The organism is Ensifer sesbaniae (genome assembly GCF_013283665.1).
Classification (GTDB): domain Bacteria; phylum Pseudomonadota; class Alphaproteobacteria; order Rhizobiales; family Rhizobiaceae; genus Ensifer; species Ensifer sesbaniae.
Genome location: NZ_JABEKU010000002.1, coordinates 13,415 through 38,224, shown reverse-complemented (window position 1 = coordinate 38,224; position 24,810 = coordinate 13,415). Strand labels below are relative to the sequence as shown.

At 60.8% G+C, this 24,810-nt stretch carries 18 protein-coding genes and 1 pseudogene; 10 read left to right on the top strand and 9 right to left on the bottom strand.

The features are described from left to right. The first annotated feature begins 53 nt into the window (after positions 1 to 53). The 6 genes from BHMPCIPO_RS18095 (at position 54) to BHMPCIPO_RS18070 (ending at position 7,538) form a co-directional block, all read left to right on the top strand. Positions 54 to 1,259 (top strand): glycosyltransferase family protein, encoded by a 1,206-nt coding sequence (locus BHMPCIPO_RS18095; protein WP_173518246.1) that lies wholly within the window; start codon positions 54 to 56, stop codon positions 1,257 to 1,259. Continuing rightward, positions 1,256 to 2,254, top strand: a complete 999-nt coding sequence (locus tag BHMPCIPO_RS18090; protein ID WP_173518245.1) for a glycosyltransferase family 2 protein — start codon at positions 1,256 to 1,258, stop codon at positions 2,252 to 2,254. Before BHMPCIPO_RS18095 ends, BHMPCIPO_RS18090 begins: the two co-directional genes overlap by 4 nt. After that, a complete protein-coding gene (locus BHMPCIPO_RS18085) occupies positions 2,251 to 3,177 on the top strand; it encodes a glycosyltransferase family 2 protein (RefSeq protein ID WP_173518244.1) in 927 nt (308 codons plus the stop codon). Before BHMPCIPO_RS18090 ends, BHMPCIPO_RS18085 begins: the two co-directional genes overlap by 4 nt. Next, positions 3,177 to 4,193, top strand: a complete 1,017-nt coding sequence (locus tag BHMPCIPO_RS18080) for a glycosyltransferase family 2 protein (protein WP_173518243.1) — start codon at positions 3,177 to 3,179, stop codon at positions 4,191 to 4,193. The genes BHMPCIPO_RS18085 and BHMPCIPO_RS18080 overlap by 1 nt, the downstream gene beginning before the upstream one ends. 4 nt (positions 4,194 to 4,197) lie before the next feature. Continuing rightward, the gene (locus BHMPCIPO_RS18075; RefSeq protein WP_173518242.1) at positions 4,198 to 5,103 is read left to right on the top strand and encodes a UTP--glucose-1-phosphate uridylyltransferase; all 906 of its coding nucleotides are present in this window, start codon (positions 4,198 to 4,200) and stop codon (positions 5,101 to 5,103) included. A 71-nt stretch (positions 5,104 to 5,174) separates the two neighbouring features. After that, entirely contained in the window at positions 5,175 to 7,538 is a 2,364-nt protein-coding gene (locus tag BHMPCIPO_RS18070) for a polysaccharide biosynthesis tyrosine autokinase (RefSeq protein WP_173518241.1), read from the top strand. Positions 7,539 to 7,642: 104 nt separating this feature from the next. On the opposite strand, the pseudogene BHMPCIPO_RS18065 reads toward BHMPCIPO_RS18070, so the two are convergent. Together BHMPCIPO_RS18065 and BHMPCIPO_RS18060 are read right to left on the bottom strand one after the other, a co-directional pair. Continuing rightward, a pseudogene (locus BHMPCIPO_RS18065) lies at positions 7,643 to 7,894 on the bottom strand (TrkH family potassium uptake protein); the annotation flags it as partial. A gap of 634 nt (positions 7,895 to 8,528) precedes the next feature. Continuing rightward, positions 8,529 to 9,782 carry an ATP-binding protein gene (locus BHMPCIPO_RS18060; protein ID WP_173518240.1) on the bottom strand — a complete coding sequence of 418 codons (1,254 nt, stop codon included), beginning with the start codon at positions 9,780 to 9,782 and terminating at the stop codon, positions 8,529 to 8,531. 535 nt (positions 9,783 to 10,317) lie between these two features. Between BHMPCIPO_RS18060 and BHMPCIPO_RS18055 the strand changes: the two genes are divergently transcribed. Beyond that, the gene (locus tag BHMPCIPO_RS18055; RefSeq protein ID WP_173518239.1) at positions 10,318 to 10,560 is read left to right on the top strand and encodes a hypothetical protein; all 243 of its coding nucleotides are present in this window, start codon (positions 10,318 to 10,320) and stop codon (positions 10,558 to 10,560) included. 38 nt (positions 10,561 to 10,598) lie between these two features. Here BHMPCIPO_RS18055 and BHMPCIPO_RS18050 read toward each other — a convergent pair whose 3' ends face one another. The 7 genes from BHMPCIPO_RS18050 to BHMPCIPO_RS18020 all read right to left on the bottom strand — a co-directional run bounded on the left by BHMPCIPO_RS18050 (position 10,599) and on the right by BHMPCIPO_RS18020 (position 20,457). Further along, positions 10,599 to 11,696, bottom strand: a complete 1,098-nt coding sequence (locus BHMPCIPO_RS18050; protein WP_173520085.1) for a glycoside hydrolase — start codon at positions 11,694 to 11,696, stop codon at positions 10,599 to 10,601. Between the two features lie 31 nt (positions 11,697 to 11,727). Then, positions 11,728 to 12,900, bottom strand: coding sequence for a galactoglucan pyruvyltransferase (locus tag BHMPCIPO_RS18045; RefSeq protein WP_173518238.1), 1,173 nt, complete (start codon positions 12,898 to 12,900; stop codon positions 11,728 to 11,730). Positions 12,901 to 13,052: 152 nt separating this feature from the next. Next, positions 13,053 to 14,231 (bottom strand): polysaccharide pyruvyl transferase family protein, encoded by a 1,179-nt coding sequence (locus tag BHMPCIPO_RS18040; RefSeq protein ID WP_173518237.1) that lies wholly within the window; start codon positions 14,229 to 14,231, stop codon positions 13,053 to 13,055. Between the two features lie 38 nt (positions 14,232 to 14,269). Beyond that, positions 14,270 to 16,951, bottom strand: a complete 2,682-nt coding sequence (locus BHMPCIPO_RS18035) for a glycosyltransferase (protein WP_173518236.1) — start codon at positions 16,949 to 16,951, stop codon at positions 14,270 to 14,272. Continuing rightward, a complete protein-coding gene (locus BHMPCIPO_RS18030; RefSeq protein WP_173518235.1) occupies positions 16,938 to 18,410 on the bottom strand; it encodes a DUF6212 domain-containing protein in 1,473 nt (490 codons plus the stop codon). Before BHMPCIPO_RS18030 ends, BHMPCIPO_RS18035 begins: the two co-directional genes overlap by 14 nt. 175 nt (positions 18,411 to 18,585) lie before the next feature. Continuing rightward, positions 18,586 to 19,839 (bottom strand): glycosyltransferase family 4 protein, encoded by a 1,254-nt coding sequence (locus BHMPCIPO_RS18025; RefSeq protein WP_173518234.1) that lies wholly within the window; start codon positions 19,837 to 19,839, stop codon positions 18,586 to 18,588. A 45-nt stretch (positions 19,840 to 19,884) separates the two neighbouring features. After that, a complete protein-coding gene (locus BHMPCIPO_RS18020) occupies positions 19,885 to 20,457 on the bottom strand; it encodes a MarR family transcriptional regulator (RefSeq protein ID WP_173520084.1) in 573 nt (190 codons plus the stop codon). A gap of 232 nt (positions 20,458 to 20,689) precedes the next feature. On the opposite strand from BHMPCIPO_RS18020, the gene BHMPCIPO_RS18015 reads away from it, so the two are divergent. The 3 genes from BHMPCIPO_RS18015 (at position 20,690) to BHMPCIPO_RS18005 (ending at position 24,802) form a co-directional block, all read left to right on the top strand. Then, positions 20,690 to 22,435: a type I secretion system permease/ATPase gene (locus BHMPCIPO_RS18015; RefSeq protein ID WP_173518233.1), complete on the top strand. Its 1,746-nt coding sequence runs from the start codon at positions 20,690 to 20,692 to the stop codon at positions 22,433 to 22,435. Then, a complete protein-coding gene (locus BHMPCIPO_RS18010; RefSeq protein ID WP_173518232.1) occupies positions 22,432 to 23,850 on the top strand; it encodes an HlyD family type I secretion periplasmic adaptor subunit in 1,419 nt (472 codons plus the stop codon). The genes BHMPCIPO_RS18015 and BHMPCIPO_RS18010 overlap by 4 nt, the downstream gene beginning before the upstream one ends. 292 nt (positions 23,851 to 24,142) lie before the next feature. Beyond that, complete coding sequence (locus tag BHMPCIPO_RS18005) at positions 24,143 to 24,802, top strand: calcium-binding protein (protein WP_173518231.1); 660 nt, start codon at positions 24,143 to 24,145, stop codon at positions 24,800 to 24,802. Positions 24,803 to 24,810 lie beyond the last annotated feature (8 nt).

Below are 24,810 nucleotides of genomic sequence, written 5' to 3'. Positions count from 1 at the left end.
GTGCAACGTTCTAAACCATGCTCGGCGACAGCCGAGCAGAAAACCGGGTGCAAATGCTGCAGGTACTTTATTTCGCACAGGATCTTGCCGATCCCGCCGTCCGCCGGCGCGTCCTGATGCTTCTTGCCGGGGGCGCAAAGGTCAAGCTTGCCGGGTTCCGGCGTGACGCCAACCCACTGGCGGCGATCGAGGGCATCGAGCCCATTGAGCTCGGGACAACGCATGACGGCCGTTTCGTCCAAAGGATCGGTGCGATTGCCAGGAGCTGCCTTACGCTCAGGCAGGCACTACACACTGTCGAACGCCCGGATTTGATAATTGCGCGCAATCTCGACATGTTGGCGATCGCCAGGAAGGCTGTCAGTGTTTTTGGCGGCGACGTGCCGATCGTCTACGAATGTCTCGATATTCACCGGCTGCTTTTGCGCCGCGACATCGCCGGCAAGACGTTGCGGGCGAGCGAGGCGTTTCTCGGTCGGGATGCACGACTGCTGATCACCAGTTCTCCGGCCTTCATCGAGCACTATTTCCGCCCGCTTTCCGGCATCTCGGCGCCAACCATGATGCTGGAAAACAAGGTGCTCGAGCTCGACGAAACCATGGCGCGGCCGCTCGTTCCGGCAGCAACGCCGCCACGGGACGGACCGTGGCGGATCGGCTGGTTTGGAGCATTGCGCTGCCGCAAGTCGTTGGCACTGCTGTCGGCCTTTTCCCGCAGGATGGAAGGCCGCTTCGAGATCGTTCTGCGTGGTCGGCCCGCCCATTCGGAGTTCGACGACTTCGACGGCTTCGTCCGAAATGAGCCGTTCATTAAGTTCCACGGGCCCTACCGCAGCCCGGAAGAACTGGGCGCAATCTATTCCGACGTGCACTTCACCTGGGCGATCGATTTCTTCGAGGAAGGCCAGAACTCGAAATGGCTGTTGCCGAACCGGCTCTACGAGGGCTGCCGCTTCGGCCGTGTGCCGATTGCGCTGCGTGGTACCGAGACGGCAAGGTTCCTTGCGATCCGCGGCCTCGGCGTGCTGCTCGATGAAGCCGAGCCCGACGCTCTCGCCGCCCTCCTCGGCTCGGTCGACCCCGAACGTTACGCCGAGGCATCCGACCGGATCGCGGCTTGTGCGGCCGACACCTGGATCTTCAATCGCAGCGACTGTGAAAACCTGGTCCGTTGCCTTTCGGCGGCGACATCGGCGGCTCCGCCGCGGATTGCACCGAAACTCGCCCCAACGCCCCAGAACGAAGGCGGATTGTCATGAGCAACAACACGCTGGCTTCGACACGAACCCTTATCGTCATTCCCTGCCTCAACGAGGCCGAGCACATCGAGGGCCTGGTTGAGGCGTTGCGACCGTCGGCGGCACGTCTCAACGGCGCCATTCTGATCGTCGACGGCGGCAGCACGGATGGCACGCGCGAGATTGCTGCCCGCCTCGCTGCGGCGGACGCATCGGTCCTTGCCCTCGACAATCCCAAGCGCATTCAGAGTGCGGCGATCAATCTGGCCGTCGCCGAATATGGAGCGTCCTTCGGTTATCTGATCCGGATCGATGCGCACGGGACCTATCCTGAGGACTACTGCGAGCGCCTTGTCGAAGAGGCGCTTGAGACCGGTGCGGACTCGGTTGTCGTCGCGATGCAGACGGTCGGCTTCACGCCCTTCCAGAAGGCGACGGCCTACGCGCAGAATTCCAAGCTCGGCAATGGCGGCGCCAAGCATCGACTTGGGGCGACGAGCCACTGGGCCGATCACGGGCACCACGCATTGATGCGGATCTGCGCCTTCCAGGCGATCGGCGGCTATGACGAAATCTTCAGCCACAACGAAGATGCGGAGTTCGACTACCGCTTCCGTCAGGCGGGCTACCGCATCTGGATGACCGACCGGACGAACATGGTCTACTATCCGCGTGCCAAGGTCGGCCCGCTCTTTCGCCAATACTTCGCCTATGGACGCGGGCGCGCGCGCAATGTCCTGAAGCACCGCGCCTGGCCGAGCCTGCGGCAGCTCCTACCGCTTGCTGTAGCGCCGGTAGCGATCGGCGCTCTGCTCGCCGTCATCAACTGGCTCGCCGTCGTGCCGGTCGGGCTCTGGGCTGCCGCCTGCATCGGCTACGGCATGTGGATGGCACTTGGCCAAAGGAACCCCTACGGCCCGCTTGCGGCCCTTTCGGCCATGGTCATGCATTTCGCCTGGTCGGCCGGCTTCTGGCGCGAACTGCTCACCTCCCGAAACCGAAAGATGGTGCCATGACCGGAACGATCGCCAGAAAGCGGATCGATATTGCGGTCTGCACCTTCCGCCGTCCGGAGCTTGCGGAAACGCTGCATTCGCTGGCACTCATCACGGTGCCGGCCGATTTCGACATCCGCGTCATCGTCGCCGACAACGACACGACGCCGAGTGCCGAGGCATTGGTCAACCAGATGCGCCCGACCATGCCTTTCGAGATACTCTACGTACATTGCCCGGCGTCGAACATTTCGATCGCCCGCAATGCCTGCCTCGACAACAGCACCGGCCACTATCTCGCCTTCGTCGACGACGACGAGACGGTGTCGAGAACGTGGCTCGTGCAATTGCTCGACACGGCGTTTGCGACCGGCGCCGATGTCGTGCTCGGCCCGGTTCACGCCGAATACGCGTTGTCCGCGCCGAACTGGATGCGCCGGGGCGACTTTCATTCGACCCGCCCCGTATGGGTCAATGGCGAAATCCGCACGGGCTACACCTGCAATGTCCTGCTCGATCTCACCCGGCCGGTCCTTTCCGGAAGGCGGTTCAACCTGGCGCTCGGGCGGACCGGCGGCGAGGACACGGAGTTCTTCCGCCATATGCATGCGGCAGGCGGGCGTCTCGCCTATGCCCCGGAAGCGCTGGTTTTCGAGCCGGTTCCGGAAAAGCGGGCACGCCTTGCCTGGCTTGCCAAGCGCCGCTTCCGCTCCGGCCAGACCCACGGGCGCCTGTTGAGTGAGCCGGGCCAACCCGCAAGGCAGGTGGTGGAAATCGCCCGGGCGATGGCCAAATCCGGCTATTGCGCTGCAGCAAGCCTCCTCCTTCTCGGATCGCCGGTCGCCCGTTCGCGCTACGCCTTGCGCGCCATCATGCATGCGGGTGTCGTCAGCGGCCTTCTCGGCGTACGTGAACTCCAGCAATACGGGGCCGCGACCGCCTGATGACGCTTTCCCCACCAGAGGTCAGTTTTGTCGTCGCGGCCTATAACGCCGCTGACACGATCCGCCGCGCCATTTTGAGCGCGCTCGCCCAGGAAGACGTCGACCTGGAAGTAATCGTCGTCGACGATTGCTCCACCGACGACACCTCAGCCGTGGTCGAAGAGATCGCAGATCCCCGCGTAAGACTGCTGCGGCTTTCAAAAAACCGTGGGCCGGGGGGAGCGCGCAATGCCGGGCTTGACGCCGCACGCGGCAACTGGATCGCCATTCTCGATGCGGACGACACCATCACCGCCAATCGGCTGTCCCGCATGATCGATTTGGCGTCGACCACCGGCGCTGAGATTGCTGTCGACAACATCGATGTTGCAAACCTCGATGGGCGCGTCGAGCGCATGTTTCCCGAAGCCTTGCTCGAACACCACCGGGTGCTGACGCTTGCGGCCTTCATTCAATCCAATGTGCTTTTCCGCTCCACCTATAATTTTGGCTATATGAAGCCGATCTTCGAGCGGCGTTTTCTGAACGAGCATGGTCTGCGCTTCGAGGAATCCATCCGGATCGGAGAAGACTACATCCTGCTGGCGTCCGCACTTGCTTGCGGTGGGCGCTGCGTCGTCGATCCCTCGGCCGGCTATTGCTACCATATTCGCGAGGGTTCGATCTCTCGCGTCCTCGAACTTCGCCATATCGAGGCGATGATTGCGGCCGACAGGGACTTCCTGGCAAAACACGCGATCGATCCTAGAGCGATGACAATGCAGCGTCGCCGCGACAGGAGCCTGCGCGAGGCGCACGCTTTCCTGCGCCTCGTCGATCATCTGAAATCCAGATCGTTGGTGGGGGCCGCACAGGTGGCCTTCTCCGACCCCCGCGCGCTTCGGCATCTCAGGATGCCGATCGCCGTGCGGCTGCGCCGCTTGCTTGCGCCGCTCGCGCGATTGAAGTCCGCCACACCGACGGTGGCGGCTGAACGATCCACCTCGGGCAATAGCCCCCACGTACGCAAAGGATAAAGCTATGGACCGTATCAGGACCGTCAGGAAAGCTGTGATTCCGGTCGCCGGCAATGGAACGCGGTTCCTCCCCGCGACAAAGGCGATCCCCAAGGAGATGCTGACGATCGTCGATCGTCCGGTCGTGCAATATGCGGTCGATGAAGCCCGCCAGGCGGGAATAGAGCACATCGTTTTCGTTACCAGCCGCAACAAGCAGGCAATCGAGGACCACTTCGACGATACGCCGGAGCTCATCTCGTCGCTGACCCGTTCCGGCAAGAATGCCCAGATTTCCGAGCTGGAAGAGATGCTGCCACGGGCTGGCTCCGTCAGCTTCACACGCCAGCAGGCACCGCTCGGTCTCGGCCATGCCGTCTGGTGTGCGCGTGACTTGATCGGCGATGAGCCCTTCGCGCTGCTTCTGCCGGATATGCTGTGTCACGGCGCGCGCGGCTGCATGGCTGGTCTCATCGATCTCTATCGCCAGACCGGGGGCAACGTCGTTGGCGTCGAACAATGCGCCCCGGAAGAGGCGTCGAAATATGGCATTGTCGGCAAGGGCGCTGCGGTTCCCTACGGCTTCGAAGTCACGAAAATGGTCGAAAAACCGCGTGCCGGCGAAGCACCGTCGAATTTTTATCTGAACGGCCGCTACATTCTTCAGCCCGAGATCTTCGACATTCTCGCGCACCAGCAGCGCGGTGCCGGCAACGAAATCCAGTTGACCGACGGGATGCTGAAACTCTCGCAAAATCAAGCCTTTCACGCCCATCCCTATGAGGGGCGCACCTTCGACTGCGGTTCCAAGGAAGGCTTCATCGCCGCCAATGTTGCCTTCGCGCTCGCGCGTTCGGACCTCGGCGACTTGGTCTATGCCTCGGTCAAGGACATGGTCCTGTCTCACGAAGGCCGCATCCGCGCGGCATAAAGCTGTTTGGCGCCTCTTTCAGAAGGGGCGCCAGATCGTCGGACCAAAAGGGAAACGGACAGAGCGACCCAATGAACCAAAGAAGTCTCCCCTTCAACAGCGTTGTGCCGCGGGAAATGGAGGAACCCGACAGGTTCATCGACCTTGACCGGCTCTTCTCGGTCATCGTCCGCCGTGCCAGGCTGGTTGGCGCGTTCGTCGTGCTTTTCCTGGCACTTGGCGCGGTCTATCTCGTTTTCACGACACCGTTCTATACGTCGATGACGCAGATCCTGCTCGACGAGAACCTGTCGAAATACGCCGAGGAGGAGGCAACACCGCAGAACAGCCAGTTGCTCGACACGCAGATGGCGAGCGCCGTCGAGATCCTGAAATCCGGCGAACTCGCCTTGCGGGTCGTCGACAAGATGAACCTCGACGACAACGATACGGTTCTCAATCCGCCACGCTCGCCCTTTGGCGTCGTCAAGGACTGGCTGAGATCCGTAACCGGCATCTTTTCGTTTTTTGGGTCCGAGATCTCGGAAGAAGCAGCGCGCAATGGCCGGCGACAGAAGGCGGCCGCGCTCATCCAGCAGGGACTGGCCGTCGAACGCGTCAACAGAAGCTCCGTCATTTCGCTCGCCTACGGCTCCAGCGATCCACAACTCGCCGCGGCAATCGTGCGCGGCTATGCGGACGCTTATCTTAACGATCAGCTGAACGCCAATTTCGAAGCGACGGAACGCGCCTCCGTGTGGCTGCAGGAGCGCCTTGCAGATCTGAGGCAACGCTCCCAGGCCGCTTCGCTCGAGGTCGAGAAATATCGCAGCGAGAATGGTCTGACGCTCGCTCGCGGCGAACTCATGTCCGAACAGCAGCTGGCAGATCTCAACAGCCAGCTCATCATCGCTCAAGCCGACACGGCAAGCGCTTCCGCGCGCTTCAAGCAGTTCCAGGCAATCGTCGACCAGGGACCGGAAACCGCGGTCAAGAATGCGACGATTTCCGCCAAGGAGGGCGACAACTCCGTCATCCGGGAGCTGCGCACGCGCTACCTCGCCGTCAGCAAACGCGAACAGGAAGTGACGCAGAGCTTCGGCGCCGATCATCCCCAGGCGGTATCGCTGCGCAAGGAAAGGTCCGATATCGGCCGTCAGATCTTCCAAGAGCTGCAGCAACTGACCGCAAGTTACCGCAACGAATACGAGGTTGCGCGCTCGCGCGAGGCTTCCTTGCGAGAGAACATCGAAGGCACTACCGGTCGCAATTCGGATGCGAACCTGTCGCTCGTGCATCTGCGCGAGCTTGAGCAGAAGGCTGCAGCGTTGAAGACCCTCTACGAGACCTATCTCAATCGCTATGAACAGGCCTCGCAGCAGCGCTCCTTCCCGATCGCCAAGGCTCGGGTCATCTCCGCGGCTGGCGTTCCGACCGCGCCCTCAAGCCCGAAGAAGACACTGGTTCTGGCGCTTTCGGCTGTGCTCGGCATGATGGCCGGCGGTGCCTTTGCCGCGTTCCAGGAGTTCCGCGAGCGGACCTTCCGGCTGGAAAGCGACGTGCGCTCCATCCTCGGACACAGGTCTTTCGGCTACGTTCCGCTGATCGGCCCGCGTCAACCGACCACGACGGACCGGGTTCGTGCGCACTTGATGAAGGGCAAGACGCCCCTGCCGACCACACAGGCGGCAGTGCCATTCGAGCGCGTCAGTCGCATCGTGCTCGACGCCCCGCGCTCCTCTTTCGCCGAGACCTTCCGCAACGCCAAGCTCGCCTGCGACCGGATGCTGCATGGCAACGGCTCGCGCGTGATCGGTATCGTTTCGGCCGTTCCGGACGAGGGCAAGTCGATCATCGCGGCGAACTTTGCCGCACTGCTCGCGGCGAGCGGCAAGAAGACCTTGTTGATCGACGCCGACATCCGCAAGCCGGGTCTCAGCCAGATGATCAACCCGCCGCCGAAGACCGGCCTCGTCGAGGCGTTGATCGGCGAATCCACCTGGCCCGCCGGCATCAAGATCGACCAGAAGACAAAACTGGCGATCTTCCCGGTTGGCGGGCAAGCAGGCGCAAAGAGCGAGCCCTATGACAGTCACGAACTGCTCGCGTCCCCGGCGATGGCCGAACTCATCGACAATGCCCGCAAATCGTTCGACTACGTGGTTGTCGACCTCGCGGCGCTCGCTCCGGTGGTCGATGCCAAGGCATTTTCACCGCTCGCCGATGGCTTCATCTACGTCGCCGAATGGGGGCGCACGCCGTCGCGTCTGGTGCGTGACCTGCTCAACTCCGAACCGCAGATCAATGGCAAGATCCTTGGCGTGATCCTCAACAAGACGGATATGAACGAGTTGGCGAAGTACAGCGACTTCGGTGGGCCCGAGCACTATCGCCATCGTTTCGAGAAATATTACGTCGAAAACGCCGGAACCTATCGCAGGACCGAGGCGGCCTGACGACCTCCCTCGCCTGGCAGTAAAAGAAACCTCGGATTGGAGACGGTCCGAGGTTTCTTTTTGGGATGAAGAATCCCGCGGTGTGCGACCGATAGGCGCTGAGCTCAATCCTTCCAGAACAGCGGCGTCAGGACGACGAGCACCGTCAGGATTTCCAGACGGCCGAGCAGCATCATGACCGACAGCAGATAAAGTGTCGGATCCGACAAGGCCGAAAAATTGCCGGCCGGTCCGATGATCGGCCCAAGCCCGGCGCCGACATTCGAGAGTGCGGTGGCAACGGCGGATGCGGCCGTGACGAGATCATAGCCCATTGCGCCCATCGCCAGGCTGCCGAACGCCCAGACGAACATGTAGGCGGTTCTAGACCTCGGCCGGCGCCTCATGCGCCTCTTTATTGGAGGCCATCCGCCCCAGTAACCGGCCATCTCACCGGTCAAGTCGCCCATAAGCTCCGGTGCGCCACGCCGGTGGATCAGCGACGCGCCCTGTCCGGCCTGTATCGAGATGAGTTCGCTGCGCCCCTGCTCGATTGCCGCATTGCGCAATTCAGCGCTGAGTCAATTGCGGATAGGAAAAGGCGGCAGCTCGGCGACGTCGGAGCTATTTCATTCATGAGACAATTTCGCAGGCTGCGCGCGAGGCCGCTTGATTTAGATTGTCTAAGCCGGGCGGGACTTCCCTCGCCTTGCCTGAAGACGATGCCGCCGAGGATGGAAGCGGTTTGCGCCAGCGCGGCTATCGCCGTCGTCAAGCCCGCCGGCGTGTGGGCGAGGATGACCGTGGCTCCACGGACACACCGGAAAAATGCGCGGATCGCATCGGGGCGAAGCGTTACTACGTGCTTTGATGGCCTCGGAGCGCCGAGAACCGCGTGCCAGCTTAATGGTTAAACTTCTCACGCCCTGTGAGGAAGACTTTCGTCGCCTCCCCGTCTCCTGAACCGGACCGCGCCGTGGCGTCATCGCGCCGCCCGACGGTTTTGTCATTCTACATCGACCAGAGGATCGATAGCGGAGCGGCGTGCAACTTCTCTCCAAACGCAGTTACACGATCATGGTCGTGAAGCACTAGACCACGGACAAAACGATCTCCGACCGCCTCCTGCAGTTGCCTCAATCCTTTGAAGTCCTCCGATTTGACCGTCGCCGACGCCTTCACTTCAATTCCAATGATACGCCCTCGTCTGTCCTCGATCACCACATCCACCTCATCCTGGTCCTTGGTCCGGTAATGCGAGAAGGAGAAGCGACGATCCGACCAGGAAGCGAGTTTCAGAAGTTCGGAAACCACAAAGCTCTCCAAAAGTGCACCAAACCTGGTTTTGTCCCGCCGCAGCGTTTCCAGGTCGTCGTCTCGCAAACTTGCGAGAAGACCGGTATCAACGAAGTGGAGCTTGGGGGTCTTCACGAGCCGGCTGAGGCGATTATTCGACCAAGGGGCGATAGTGCGCACCAGAAAGAGGCGCTCAAGTATTGCCACATATTTCTGCGCTGTAACACTAGATAATCCGAGCGCCGCCCCAAAGCTGCTGTGGTTGACCAATTGCCCGGAATGTTCGGCAAGAACGTTAAGCAATCTTGGCAAACGGTCGAGCTGGTCTATGTTGGCGATATCCCGCACGTCACGATCGAGAATGAGAGACACATAGTCCTCGAGCCATGCAGTTCGGCGGGCAGGTGTCGATCGACGTAGAACTTCCGGGTACCCACCCTTCAAGACGACGTTCATCAATTCTTCGCCGAACACGACCTCGCTGCGGGTCGTCGGCTCATCGCCAGCGAAGAGGGCATCGAGCATTTGACCGGGCGTAGAGTGGAGTTCGGATTGTGCAAATGGAAGCAGTGAAACCACGGCCATTCGCCCGGCGAGGGAATCGGCGATGGCTGGCACAGTTGCAAGGTTGGCAGATCCAGTCAGCAGGAAACGGCCGGGATCTTCGTAACGGTCGACACTCTCTTTGATGGCAAGCATCAGGTCGGGCGCACGCTGCACCTCGTCGATAACAGCACGGTCGATGCCACGAATGAACCCCGTCGGATCGGACCTCGCGGCGTTCAGTGTGCCCGCGTCGTCGAGCGTGATGTAGGGACGATTGGCATCCGAGAACTGACGCGCAAGCGTTGTTTTGCCCGCCTGACGCGGGCCTGATATGAGGACCACACGCGTGTCCGCCAGTGCCGTTTCTACAACGGATCGTGCTTTTCGATCGACGTAAGATTTTGCTAGGAGGCCGGTCTTCATCCGACTATTTTTAGTTCATTTTTCGTCCAATTTAAAGTGATAGGGTGACCAATTTAAAGAGAAAATTCGACCGTTCGCGAAATTCCATGTGCGGGAAAGCCATCCAATGGAGCAGTCCTACACCAACTACCTCCGGAGGTCGCAAATTGGGTCTGGCGAGGTGGCGGCGATTGGGTGGGGTTGCCGGCGACGACAGCTTCCGGCCGCCGGATCAGTGGGTCATCGTCAAACCAGGAGATAGTTTGCAAAGGGGACGTGAAGCGGAATCTCGAAGAGCCTTCCGTCAGGCGTTACATGCTGGTCGTAACCGTAGTCTACGACCCCGCACCTCAAGCAAGAGCGATTTTCGTCAATTCGACTCAGCGAGGCTCAGCGGGAAATTCCGCAGATTGATGCATTTCGCCTCGATATTTATCAATCAATTCTAACTCACGAAAAGATCAGGGCTTTTGGGCGCGACAAGTCATCACCTTGACTTATTTCTGCGTGTAAAGCCTGCTTCATCCATTCCACAACGCAACCTTGAGCACGACCGATGACCCCCGCCCGTTTCACCCAATGCCTTCTTGTTCTTCGTTGGACGCCGATCAATCTGGCGAGCGCCCTCCATTGCAACCTGGCATGGATAGAGGCGATGGAGACCGGAGAGGAGAAGGTGCCGGAAGAGCTGGCGAGCTGGCTCGAGACACTGGCACGGACCCATGAGGAGCTCGGCATCCCGGTCACCTATCGCGGCAAGGGCCTGGAGCCCGCATCGAGCCGTGCGGCACGCCGCTGACTGACAAGGTTGGCGCCTGCCGTGGGGGCACCCTCCAGCTAACGAGGATCGACTGTTTCCGGCGCGATCGCCATGGCACCCGCCGGACTTAGCGAACCACAGCGCCACAGACGATAGGATTGCTGCGTGTCCCAGTCGTAGTAATAGGCCGCATCCAGTCGCTTTGCCTTCGCGAAGTCGGAAAAGACCATGCGCATGGCGGCCATCGCGCCCATACGCTCACGATCATCGACGGGACAGGTACGCGCCGTGTTGGCGATTCCCCATTCCGTCACCCAGCATGGCCGGCTGCTCTCGGATGGCTTGCAGAAATCGAGGAGCCTGGTGACGACGGATCTGATCGCGCTCGGATCCTTGCGGGCGGGGTAGATGTGGATGCCATAAGCATCGACAAGCTGGTCCATTCCCCGGGCCCGCAGAAGTGTTATCACCTCAGCCGGATCGAGCCGCTCCATGCCTTGTCGGTCGGCTTCCCTGGCACCCATGTCGGAAAGACCGGCCGAGACGATGGCGGCGGCGCTGCTCTTTTCACTTTTGCGCACCTCGTCCCGCGTGATCTTTAGCACCTCAATATAGCGGTCCAGACCTTCTTCAAACGCTGCGCGATCCTTGAGATCGGCGAGGGTTCGCGGCGTTGGCTGACCGGGTTTTGGATAGACGGCAAGGTCGCCGTTGTAGCCGGCAAGGTTGATCTCGTTTCCAGGCTCCACCGCGTCGAGGCGAACACCGAGAGCATCGAGGCGCATGAGCGCTTCGCGAAGGCCTACGCGATATCGATCGAGATCCAGATCGGACAGGCGGTTGATGTCCCAGATCCGCCGCTGACCGCTGCGGGGTCGAACCGCATCCCCATAATAGCTTGTGTTCGAAAGCTGGATTTCGAGCAGGATGCGCAGGCCCAGCCGGCTGGCTATGGCGACGGCCTCGATGCTTCTGTCGACTGGCCGAGACAGGGAAAGACGCACATGCGTGGCGCCGCTTTCGGCGATCTCCTTGAGCACGCGCTCCTGTTCGCGGGGATCGAGCCAGGCGAGGTTGAGGCGATTGACCCCGTAGTGCGCAAACGCCGCGTCGTCGGCCAACGCCACAGGCGCGCAGACGATCGCCGCCAAGGAAATCTGGGCGGCAAGGAGCAGCGCCCATGGCGCTGCCCTCGTCATATGGCGATCAGATCCCAACCTGTTTAAGCGCACTTTGGAAGTTCGCTTCGCAAGCCGAGTACCGCTCGGTGACGGCCTGCGCGTCGATCTTGGACAGGAAGTTGGCAAGATGGGTGCGCTTGTCACCTTCACGGTTCCACACGCCGGCTTCGATGTAGGGGAAGCCGATGAATTCGAGCATCTCCCGCATGCGGTCGTCGACGGCGATCATCAGCGACGGCGTGCCCGCCTGCATGCCGATGACGCAACCGTGGAACCGCCGGCCGATGCAGAGGTCGCGGGACGACGACCAGGCGCGCCACTGGTTGGTGTCGAAGAACACCAGGAGCTCGTTCTGCCTCTGCCATTTTTCCTGATGCTTGTACTCGGTCTTGCCGGTGATGCGTCCGCTTGAGCGGTCGTAGACCGGGGCGTTGTCGTCGACGGGAAGGGTCAGGTTATAGGCGACAACCTCGTCCTGGACGACGTAGCTTGCGACACTGTCCGGCTTTAGGAGCGCATGGGCATCGACGATCGTGTCGGCGACGCTGCCGAGATAGCCGCCGAGAGCGAGTTTCTGTGCCGATGCCAGGTCCGCATTGGCAAGAGACGTCAGCGAGCGCCGCATCTCGTTCGGCGCGAAGAAGAGCGACGGGCAGCCAGTCGGCTTGACGAACTTCATACCTTCGGCCCTGAGGAACTCCGCGGTGAAATAGCCGCGAGTCAGAAAGAAGCTTTCCTTCTGCTTCAACACCTCGAGGAAACGCAATGTGCCGGCCGGCAGGTTCTCCTTGAGCCCCTCACGCTTCTGGATGCCGATGCCCATCACCAGCACAGGCATCTTCAGTTTCTCAAAGACATCGGCTTCGAGATCGGCTGAATATCCCGGACGCAAGAGGTTCGCCGAGGCGAACACGCACATGTCGAATTCCTTGTTCAGCGCCTCATAGACATCGTTGGCTCCGCGGCTGTTGGCCAGGTGCCAAAAGGGCACATAGGTCACATCATGGCCGCGCAGGGCGTAAGCTGCCCCCTCGCCGATCAGGTAGTTGCCGGTGTTGGCGATCTTTTTAACCTGGTCGATCAGTTCCTTCTTGCTTCGGATGTCGTCGAAGTAGGGCTTGTGATGAACCGTCGCACCGGAAACGCGCGAGACGGTACGCTGGAGATAAGAAGGAATTCCGGTGAGCAGGATACGCATCGATACACCTGAGTTGTGGACTGACCGACAGAGTTGACGAAGAGCGCGGGCGGAATGAGGAGACGTATGCGCGATCTTCCTCTTTCCGCCCGAACATTATTAAATCGATCGCATTCATGCCTCGGGTGCGAACGCACCCGAGGCGCTGCGATTTACTGGCCGATGCCGATCTCGCGCAGCACCGTGCGGAAGTTGCGTTCGCGGTCGGAGTAGCGGTCAACCAGTTCCGACGCGTTCAGACCGGCCAGATGGTCGGCAACGAACTGCGCGCGGTTTTCCGCCTTTTCGAGGTCTTGGACTTCGACCGCCGGCAGACCGGTAAAGCCCAGCATTTCGCGCATGCGGTCGTCGACCGCTACCATCAGGCTGGGAACGCCCGCCTGCATGGCGATGATCGAGCCGTGGAACCGCCGGCCGAAGTTGAAGTCCATGTGTGAGGCCCAGGCGCGCCACTGGTTGGTGTCGAAGAAGGTGCGCACGTCGAACGGCACCTTCTGGCGGTCGGCGCCCGGAAAAGTGAGATCGCCGAGCATCTTGCCCGAGCAGGAGTCGAAAACCCTGCCATCGGCATCCGGCTCGACCTTCATGTCGAAGTGCAGGAACTCGTCCTGAATGACATATTGCGGCTTCGCGCCCTCGGGGTTCAATGCAAGGGCATCGACAATGCAATCGTGATTGGCGCCGAGATAGCCCGAGAAGATGGTCTTTGCCTGGCCGATCTTGACGTTCGGCAGCTTACGCATCGACGCGCGCATGTTGTTCGGCGCGAAGTAGACCGAGGGGCAACCAGTCGGCCGAACGAACTTGAAGCCCTGGTCCTTCAGGTAGCCGGCCGTTTCATAGCCGCGCGTCAGGAAATAATGTTCACGGTCCTTCAGGACCTCGAGCAGCCGCCTCGTTCCTTCCGGCAGGCCGGTTTCGAGATCCTTGCGGTTCTGGTGGCCGATGCCGAGCATGACGATCGGCATTTTGAGCTTGCTCAGAACATCAGCCTCCGCATCCGCGGAAAGTCCCTTGCGCAAGAGGTTCGCGCAGGTGAAGACGCAAATATCGAAGTTGTTGTTGAACTCTTCGAAACCGGTGCCGTTCTTGTGGCAATTATAGAGGTGCCAGAACGGAATCTGCTTGGCGTGCGGTGCGATGGCGCGCAAGGCCCCCTCACCGATCAGATAGTTACCGGTGTTGCTGATGTTGCGAAGCTCCTGAAGAAACTCGTCCTTGGATTCGGGCTGCTTTTGCCGTTCCGAATAGGAAACCGACAGGCCATTCGCGCCATTGGCGAGGCGCGTGTAATGACCAGGAATTCCCGTCAGGAGGATTCTTGGACGCATGCGTATGTCCCTTCTAGTTGAATAGTCGCCCGGCGCGCTCAAACTGCTGCTGCGACGCCGGTATTGGTTGTCTCACGCGCACGGATGACCTTGGCGCGCGAAAGAGATGAATTGCTCACGGCGCCGTCGCACCAGCTAAGGAATTCCGCGAAGGAATTGGGCCAGGCGCGTCGCGCCGCCGTTCTGAGGCAGCCTTCCATGATGGGGGCAAGCAGGTTGCGGTCGCGGGCAACCTCGGTGATTGCCTTGACCATGTCTCGGACCACCTGCGGATCGGAAGGAGCGTCGATCAGGATACCGTCCTCGCGATCGACGATGAGCTCGTCCACCGCACCGACGGCGGTCGCGATCGGAACGCAGCCAAGCTGCTGTGCTTCCGCGATCATCAAGGGCGCACCTTCCCAGCGCGACGGCATGACCAGCACGTCGGCCCAGCCGAGCGCCTTGATGAGATCCCGGCTGGCAAAGACCGGCGGACGGACGTCAACGCCAAGCTCCTTGAGCCGGTCCGTCCAAGAGAAGCTGGCGTCGGCCAGGATCTCGCCGCCGATTGCGCGCGCGTCGAACGGCACATGAGCTGCGCGCAGTTCCGCAATCGTCGCGGCAAGCCGGTCGATGCCCTTCTGCTGGTCGAGGCGGCCCATGTAAAGCAGCCGCAACCGATCGTCCTTGCGTTCGATCCGCCGCACCTGCAGCACCTCCGCAAGCACCTTGGGCGGGACCGAGAAGCTCGCGCCGTTCGGAACCGCAAAGATCTTCTCAAGCGGCACGCCGAAGCTATGCAGATAGAACTTCAGCTGTTCCGAGCAGGTCAGGAACGCGTCATAGCAATGCTCATGCGCGATCGCTGCGAAAGGCTGCCCGGCCGGGCGCTTGAACGGCGTGTTGTCGACGACGTGCAGATAGCAGGCCGTGCGCGTGCCTTCGGAACGCAGGCGGGCGATCAGCGGGTGCATCGCCATGACGTGGTTGTTGATGACGAGGTCGAAGCCCGAAAGCTGGCCCTTCAGTGCGCCCCAGTCGACCTCATGATGTTCAGCAATGAAGTCCTGTCCAAGGAAGGAACCGGAGCCGCCCCAGGCCGGAATGCCCTGATCCCAGAAATGAACGTAGTCGAAGCTCGCATCGAATTCGTCGATCACGTCCATTCGGCTGGTGCCGAGCACGAACAGATGCGTCTCGTAGCCGGCGGCGCGCAGTTCGCGGGAGGCAGCATAGATCACTTTCTCAGCACCGCCGAAGGAGGCGTTCGGCACGAGCAGAGCCGCCGTCTTCTTTCCGGCTTCGCTGTGCCCGAGCGGCAGCACCGGCGAACCGCCGATTTCGGTGCGCAAGGCCTTGTGCAGATCGGAATAGGGCATGAGGCGTGGCGGCCGCCAGGTCCAGCGGCGGCCGGCCGTGCGACGCAGCGGGCTCGTGGCGATTGCGTTGACGCAGTTGATCATCACCTGTTGCGGCGTGATCAGCGTCCGGCGCGGCAGAGCCCGCGGGAACGGGAACCGCACATTGAGAACCGCCGACGTCGGCCAGACCTGCTGGCTGCCGATCGAGGCGAACCAGTCGAGCGCGTTGTTGCGGATGACGTCGCGCAGAAGCGCCGTCGAAATGAAGATGAGATCCGGCTGGCCGACATGCTCGGTTCCGGCATCGCGGAAGGTCGGCTCGATCTTGCGCTGAGTTGCGTCGTTGCCGAGATGGACGAAGACGACGTTGGCCTTTTCGCTCAGGCGCTCGAGATGGCACAGCACGTTCGGCAACATGCGCGAGCGCAGGAGCAGATCGATCGTCGCGCCGCTGCCAGCCATCACGAAGGGCGGAAAGTGCACGTTGTCCGGTTCGCCTGTGTTTGCCCAGAAGGCCGGAATGATGTCATCGAGGCGCAGCCGCTTCGGCTGCTTGGTCGGGTCGGTGAAGAATGAGATTGCCGCGTCTTCGGTGCGGGCGAAGAGATAGCGCGGGCATTCCTCGTGTTCGAAGTCGACGAGCATCGGCCGCTGGAAGAGCGCCCTGTGACGCTTTCTGAGGAAGCTGACGGACATCGCACGGTCGCGGTTGGCTTCCTTGAAGCGGCTTTCCGCGCGCAGCCGGTATTCGAAGGTCGTCTCGTGGCAGGGCGTACCAACGAATCCGTGCTCGACACAGGAAAGCCAGAATTCCCAGTCTTCGAAACCGTTCTGCCGGTCGTCGTTGAAACGAACACCCTCCCGGAAGACATCGATGGAGATCATCGAGCCGGTGTCACAGATGTTGTCGGTGATGCAGTGAACCAGTCTGGAATAGTGGTTGCCGTAGTGCGCTCGCCAGCTAACCGAGAAGGTATCGATGTTGGTGTAGACCCAGCCGGCGCCGCTCTCACGCAGTTGCCGGTAAAGGGTTTCGATCGTGCCCGGCAAAATCCGGTTGTCGGCATCGAGAAAATAGACAGCCTTCGCTTCGGACAGGTTTTCGAGCACATAGTCGATGGCCCGATTGCGCGCGCCACCCGGCCCCGCATTGCGGCCAAAGACCACATGGATGTCGGGATGAGCTGCAGAAAACAACAGCAACTGATCGAAGGTTTCGTGCCGCGGATCGCCGTCGACGGAGACGACGATGGCGATCCGGCAATCTGAAAGCACCGAAGCCAATGCGGATTCGATTGCCTCGAGCGCCAGTGCCGCGTGCCCGTAAAGCGGCATGGCAATCGCGATAAGGTCGCGGGGATCGCTATTGCTGGACATGAGACGCACCACCCGATTGCTTCACCATCCGGAAGCCCGACACCTTGAGCCAGGAAAAATCGACGGAGTCGGTGACCGCACGGCTGAGGATCATCAGATCCATGGGCTGGCGCACCGGCTCGTCCAGTTGGAAATTGATGTTGATCGGCTGTTGGTTCGTCACCTCGCGCCAGCCACTGAAGAAGGCCGAAGGCTTGGCGGAACCCTTGCGGGCGAGTTCGGCCACTTCCGAGCGCGCGTTCGAATTGGCGGGCGCAAGCAGGAAGCTGACGGCGGCAGGGGCGCCCTTTGGATGATCGACGATGGCGCTTGCGGAAAACGATATGGTTCCGGGCTCCACCGCGCGGCCAATGGCGCCCGCCGACACGCCACTCGGCAGCGGATGGCAGACCACCGCGTGTTCGTGCTCGAGGAAGCGTACCGTCTGGAACTCCGGAACCACCGGCGTGACGGAGACATCGACGATCTGGCTCAAGAGATCCACCGACAGCCGGTAGTCCTCGATGAAGTGGCCGTCGAGCAACGCCGTTGGCGCGATCATGTTGGGCATGCGTGCCGGCTTGACGCCGGGAAGACCCGTATAGATGCGGAATGCGAGCGGACGCAGATCGAGATCGGCATGGCGCGTTTCAGAGCGTGCCGTGTAATGCTCACTGGCAATGGGATAGCCGAGTGAAAGGCCGATGATTTCCGAGCCGGTAGTCGACACCCTCACCCGCAGCGTTCTGGCACCGCCCCCGCAGGTGCGCGGCAGGGCGAAGAAATTCCACGTTGGCACCAGTTGCGAAAACGGCACGGACCATTCGGCGACACCTTCGCCGCTTTCAACATAGCTCAGGACAACGACCAGTTCGCCGCCGTCACGTGGGACCGAATTGAAATGAAGCGCAATGCCGGCCACGCCATGGCTGGAAACCGGCAAGAGTTGTTCGACGAAGGCATTGGCAATCAGATGGCCGATCCCCTCATCCTTGGGATCGACATAGGGATCGTGCGCAAAGACCTCGGTGACCGGCTCCCAGTTGCGGGCCTGGAAGGCATCTTCGAGCGCACGGTAGTTTTCGAGCAGCGTTTCGCGCTCGCGGCGCAACAGCGCGAGTTCCGAGGTAATTGCACTCGAAAATCGCGCAAGACGCCCGACACCGCCATCGACGAGCGCCTGGATGAGGGCTGCGCTTTCCGTCGCCGCGTGTGCACTCAACCGCTTGACCGGGAATTCTGGTACGGTGCCCAGCGCACGCAAGGAGACGAGCCGCTCCGTAAGGTCCTCCTCCCCCTCTTTCGAGAAGGCGAGCCCGATCAGCGGGAATACGTTTTCGAGAGTGGTTTTCCCCCGATCCCCCGCAGGAAGGAAATGGACCAGATGCTCGATGCCGCTCCCCTCGACACTCGCCCTGTCGTGATCCGATGCCACCACCAGCTTTCGCTTCGCCTGCGAATACCTCACGCCAGAAGACATCAACTCTTGCACGCGCCACCTTCAAAATTGAGAAACTTCCCTCTGAAGTTGAATTCGCCGAGACGAAATAAGTCGGCGAATTCAAGCTTCTACGAAAATCATACCAAGGTTATTTGCAGTGCACAATAAGTGATATTTGTGTTTCTCATGAAATAATACTTCGGATTTTGAAGTATTATGCAGATGAAACCAGTGAAATATTAGAGGGCGATGCATTGCCCGTTGCCTTATCCAGCAACATCATCTGTCGGGCGATGCAATCACCCAGCCGGAAGCGCTGCTCGATCGTCCGACGGGCGGCCGCACGCATCTCGGTATACTTTTCCGGATGCCGCAACGCTTCGGATACGACACTCGCGAGCGCGTCCGTATCGAAGAACGGCACGAGCATGCCGTTGCGACCGGAACTCACCACTTCCTTAATGGGGGCGGTATCCGACCCAATGACCAGTGCGCCGCAGGCCATGGCCTCCAGCACCGACCAGGAAAGGACAAAGGGATAGGTCAGGTAGATGTGAGCCGCAGAAATCTGGAAGAGTTGCCGCAACACGGCATGCGGTACTGTGCCAGGAAACAGGAACCTGTCGGCCGGCACATCCAGGGACTGGAGGAGATAATCCTTCCAGGAGCTTCCGCCCGGTGGAGGAGCGCCGTAGCTGACGCCGTCGCCCCCGACGAACACGAAGAGCGCATCGGGGTGTTCCCGCGCGACTTTCGCAGCCGCGGCAAGCGCCTGTGGAAAACCGCGATAAGGTTCGAGATCACGGGCGACGAAGGTGACGATCGGCGGGTCGCCGGCCTTCAGCACCCGCCCATCCGGAAGCTTGAGGGAGGCTGATGCATCCGGGCGGAAGACGCGCGTATCCACTCCCTCATGGCAGACGGCGATGCGTCCGCGATGCTCGGCCGGATAGAGGCTTCTTTGCCAATGGGTGGGGCTGATGCCACCATCGATTGCTTCCAGCGACAGAAGCTGCGCCATGTTGCGCAGGCGCAGCCGCTTTCGCGTGTCCGAATCGGGCTGGTCGCCGGGGGCAAAACCGATGTCCGCCCCCTCGGCGCGATAGAAGAATTCGCAATAACCGAGTGCTGGAACGTTCGGCAGCACGTCCTTGACGAACATCATGCTGCCCCAGCCGGTGTGCCCGACGATAACATCAGGCACCTGGCCCTGCTTCGCCATCGCCTCGAAGGTCTCTGCGACCCGGTGACCTATCCGGACGTGATGGTCCGGGACGCCCAGATGCCTTGCCATTTGCGCATTGGCCTGCGGGCCCGGCTCGGCCCTGTGGCGGATGACCCTGGTGGACGGAATCCGCTGGTCCACGGTTTCCGTCACGAGGGTTACCTCGTTTCCCGTCTGCGCCAAATGGGCCGCGAGAGCGGCGAACTGGCAGAAGCCGCGCCGGTGTACAAATGCTACGTGCATGTTCCTAGCCTTTTGCCGATGAAAGGACAGCGTTCGCGCCGCGGCTTAGATGCCGTAGCGCGTTGCATTCCCCCAAACCAGCTCAAGCCGGTGCAGCGTTTGAAATGCGGTTTCGAGATTGCGCCGGTCCTGCTCGCCATGACTGAGCACCCGCTCATAGGCGCCGGCAGCTTTACGGAGCGAATCGCAGAGCTGCCTGCCCTTCTCCGAAAGCCGGATGCGCGCCGAACGCCGGTCGCGCTGCGATGCGGCCCGATCGATATATTCCCCATCGCCGAGCTGCTTCAGATAGTAGGAAACGTTGGAACCGACATAGTGGCCGCGATCCAAAAGCTCAGCCACGGACACTTCGGCATCGCCGATCGCGAGCAGAACCATGGCTTGCGCCGGGCCAATGTCGTCGACGCCGAGCTTTGTCAGTTCGGCGCGCAACAGGCCGGTAAAGCGTCTGCTTGCTCGCTCCATCATCCGCGCCAGCTCGAAATACGTGACCACGGAGGCTTCACTCTCCTGGCCAATATTTTCGTGTTCAGAGGCACTACCAACTGCGTCATCCCCGGGGCGGATGGCAACAGCGCCGCCAAAATCTGCGAACGGATAGAGAATCTTTTGATTCATCCCTCTCTCCAACTAAGCATTACTACAATATTCAAAAATTGCTTCAAATTTTGAAGCAATTTCCGGCCCCCTTTACTCCCCCCGAATACGATTATCTTGAGCACTCCACCATTATTGTGTCACACTTATCACGGCAACACTGTGATTTAAGTGATAACAAACAAAATAGCTTGCTCAAGACCCCAACGAACTTATCCAGAAAATCGCCACGCGTGACAGCAAACGAGGCAATATGATTAGCAAGAACCAAATTGGGCCAAAGACGGCGCAAAATGGAGCAAACGATCCACGGCTGCTTATTTTGAAGGCGCGCCGCGTGTTCGTTTTGGCACTTATTTATGCAGCGGTGCTGAGCGCCTGCATCGGCATCTTGCAGCTGTCGACGCCGCTTTACATGATGCAGGTCCACGACCGGGTTCTCAACAGTCAGAGCATGGACACGCTCACCATGCTGACGATTCTGGTCATCGGCGCGCTCATCATCTATGGCGTGCTCGAATATATCCGGGCGCTGACATTCCAGGCGATGGGCAGTGCGGTCGTGCGCTGGCTGAACCTGCCAGTGCTGACGGCTGCCGTGCAGGCGGCCGCCGATCAAGGGCTGACCCGCGCGACCCAGTCGCTACGGGACCTGGCTGAGTTGCGCAGCTTTCTCACGACCTCAGCCGTCAGTGCGCCGCTCGATGCCGCCTGGTCGCCAATTTTTCTCGGCGTGCTCTTCGCGCTGCATCCAATGTTCGGCCTTCTTGGCGCCATTTCAATTGCCCTGCTCGTATGTTGCGGTTTGCTGACTGATTTGCTGACTCGCCGGCTGATGAAAGAGGCCAATCAAGCCAATATCGAGGCCGTCTCGAAAATTGGCGCGAGCTTGCGCCATGCCGAAGCCATCGAGGCGATGGGCATGCTTCCGGCCCTCGCCCGCCGCTGGCGCGCGGCGCAACTGCATGCGCTGGACGCGCTCGAGGTCAGCGGCAGCCGAAGCAAGGCGATGGCCTCCATCACCCGCTCGCTGCGGTTCATGATCCAGGCGGCGGCGCTGGCGACGGGCTCTATCCTCGTGATGAAGCAGGAGATTTCTCCCGGCGCGATGATGGCGACAACCATTCTGACGGGGCGCCTGCTCGCCCCATTTGATTCGATGATCGAAAACTGGCGCCAATGGGTGCTCGCCATTGCCAGCTGGCGCCGCATCGAGGCGGCCCTCAAGGAAGATCTGGCCGTACGCCAGACGATGCCGCAGCCGCGTTCTCAGGGAGATCTCGTCGTCGACAAGCTGGTTTATGCCGCTCCCGGCCTCGATGTTCCGATCATCAAGGGCATCGGTTTTACGCTTTCTCCGGGCGAGGTGCTTGGCATCGTCGGCCCGTCGGCCGCGGGAAAATCGACGCTCGCGCGGCTTCTGGTCGGCATCTTGAAGCCGACCACCGGTGGCGTCTTCCTCGACGGCAACAACGTCTATCTCTGGGAGCGCTCATCGTTCGGACAGATGACGGGCTACCTGCCGCAATCGGTCTCGCTGCTCGAAGGGACTATCCGCGATAACATTTCGCGCATGGAGGAAGGCGAGCCGCAAAAGGTGCTCGATGCCGCGCGCCTTGCCGACGTGCACGACATGATCGGTCGGTTGCCGCTTGGCTACGATACACCGGTCGGTGACGGCCATCTGACGCTCTCCGGCGGTCAGCGGCAGCGAATAGCGCTTGCCCGCTGCCTTTATGACCGCCCCCGCCTGATCGTCCTCGACGAACCGAACGCCAACCTCGACGCGATCGGCGAACGAGCGCTGATTCGCGCCATCGAGCGGGCCCGCAACGATGGCGCGATCGTCATCATGATTGCCCACCGGCCGACCATCATGCAGGCGGCAGACAAATTGCTCGTCCTCGAAAACGGCCGCATCACCCAGTTCGGACCGCGCACCGACGTGGTCGCATCCATGACTCCTGGCGAACCGAGACGGGAAGGCGCTTCTGCATGACGAACAAGCCAAAACTACCGATCGCGCGCGATGCAAAGAACGCGGTGACAACGCGTGGCCCGGAGAGCCTGCCTGCCATCGTCGACCGGCCTCATCCGCTGCACGGGCTGGAGGTTGATGCGGAAAGCAGCGCCACCGCTCCGCTGCGCGGCGTGGTCCTTGCAGGGCTCACGACTATACTCGTCGCCTTTGGCGGCTTCTTCGGCTGGGCTTTCTCGACGGAGCTCAGCAGTGCTTCCGTGGCAAGCGGCACCATCGTGGTCGATTCGAAACGCAAGACCGTCAGCCATTTCGAAGGCGGGATCTTGAACCGGCTCCTAGTGCAGGAAGGGGACCGAGTTGCGGCCGGGCAACCGTTGCTCAAGCTGGAGGACACGCGCGCCCGATCTGATCTTCAGGCGCTGCAAAGTCGCCGCATCGGTCTGATTGCAAAACTTGCGCGTCTGCGCGCGGAGCAGACCGGACTGCAATCAATCGCCTTTCCGAACGACCTGACCGCAACATCTGATGCGACGGCCGAGGATGCGATCACAGCGGAGACAAACTTCTTCGAGCGGCGGCGTGAAGCCAAAACCGGCCGCCTGGAGGTTCAGAGCAAGACGATCGAGGAGTTTTCCGAAAAAGCGAAATCGCTTGCGGAGCAGCTCCGCGCGACCGATCGCCAGATCGAACTGATTAGCGAACAGCGCACATCAATCGCGACGCTGGTCGAGAAAGAATACGCGCAGCGCTCGAAGCTGATCGAGATCGACGCCAAGCTCAGCGAACTGGCCGCAACCCGCGGCGAGCTTGCGGGCAACAAGGCCCAGGCCGAGAAGGCGGAAGCCGGCGCCGAGCTCGGTTTGACCGGGATCGAGAATGAATTCCAGTCGGAGATTGCCGGGGAAATCACCACGGCCCGTCTTGAGCTTTCCGATGTCGAAGAGCGACTGGTGGCCGCCAAGGACGTCCTGACGCGTCTCGATATCCGCTCGCCGCAGGCGGGGATCGTCACCAATATTCAGCTACGCACGCCGGGTAGCGCCGTCTCGGCCGGCCAGCCGCTGCTCGATATCGTGCCTGAGGACGAACCGCTCCTCGTCGAGATGCATGTCGGCACCCGTGACATCGACAGCATCGGTATCGGTTCGAAGACGCAGATCCGGCTGACGGCCTACAACCAACGCACGCATCTGCCTCTTGACGGCGAGATCAGCTATGTGGCGGCCGACCAGTCGGTGGATGAGAAATCGAATGTCTCCTACTACGTGGCGCGTGCCCGCATTGCGCCCTCGTCGCTGAGCGCCAACCCCGACATTCGGCTCTATCCGGGCATGCCCGCCGAGGTTCTGATCGTCCACAAGCCACGTTCGGCGATCGACTATATGGTCTCACCGATTGCGGACAGCCTGAACCGGGCATTTCGCGAAGACTGAACCAGGAAATCGAAAGAAGCTGACGCCGGCGGAATTCAATTTCGTCGGCAATTTGCTTTTAATTTTGAATTTAATTCCAAGTAATACCAAAGATACTTACCCCTTATATCGTGGGGATAAACATCAAAACGACACACAAGATACATCCTAGGTAGAAAACAATAATACAGTACAGCTGTATTTCTTTTGTTTTTGCTGTTGCCTTCTGTTTTATTGCAGTGCAATGTCGCGGCGCTCATCCAAGGTTTTGAGACCAGTGATGGGCGTAAGCAACAACTAAGAGGAGTAGCATATGGCCACGTTGGAAGGCGGCGCGTATGACGACGCCCTTTTTGGCTCGCGCTTCGACGACTTCATCCATGCACGTAGCGGCGATGACTTCGTGAACGGAGGCAATGGCGACGACACCATCTTCGGTGACGAAGGTGATGATCTGCTGTTCGGTGGTAACGGCAGCGATACTCTGTTCGGCGGCTGGGGCAGCGATGTTCTCCATGGCGAAAACGGGAACGATGTCCTGTTTGGCGGCCAGGGTGACGACCTGCTCTACGGCGACAATGGGAACGACATTCTCATTGGCGGCGGCGGCAGCGACCTGCTCATGGGTGGCCGCGGTAGCGACATCCTGTTCGGTGGTGCCGACAACGACATCATCAACGGCGGCCAGGGCGACGACGTCATGACCGGCGGCGAAGGCAGCGATGTGTTCGTCTTTGACGGCGGTGGCGGCAACGACGTCATCCTTGACTTCACGCCCGGCGAAGACCTGCTGCAGGTTTCGAAGGACATCAACGGTCTCGACATCTCTTCTCCGGAAGATCTGGCCTCGCGCGTCACCCAGGTTGGCGGCAACGTGGTGATCGATTTCGGCCATGGCGACACGCTGACGCTCGTCAATGCGGATGCCGAAGACATCCAGGCCAACCCGAACCACTACTTCACGATCCATTGAGATTGACC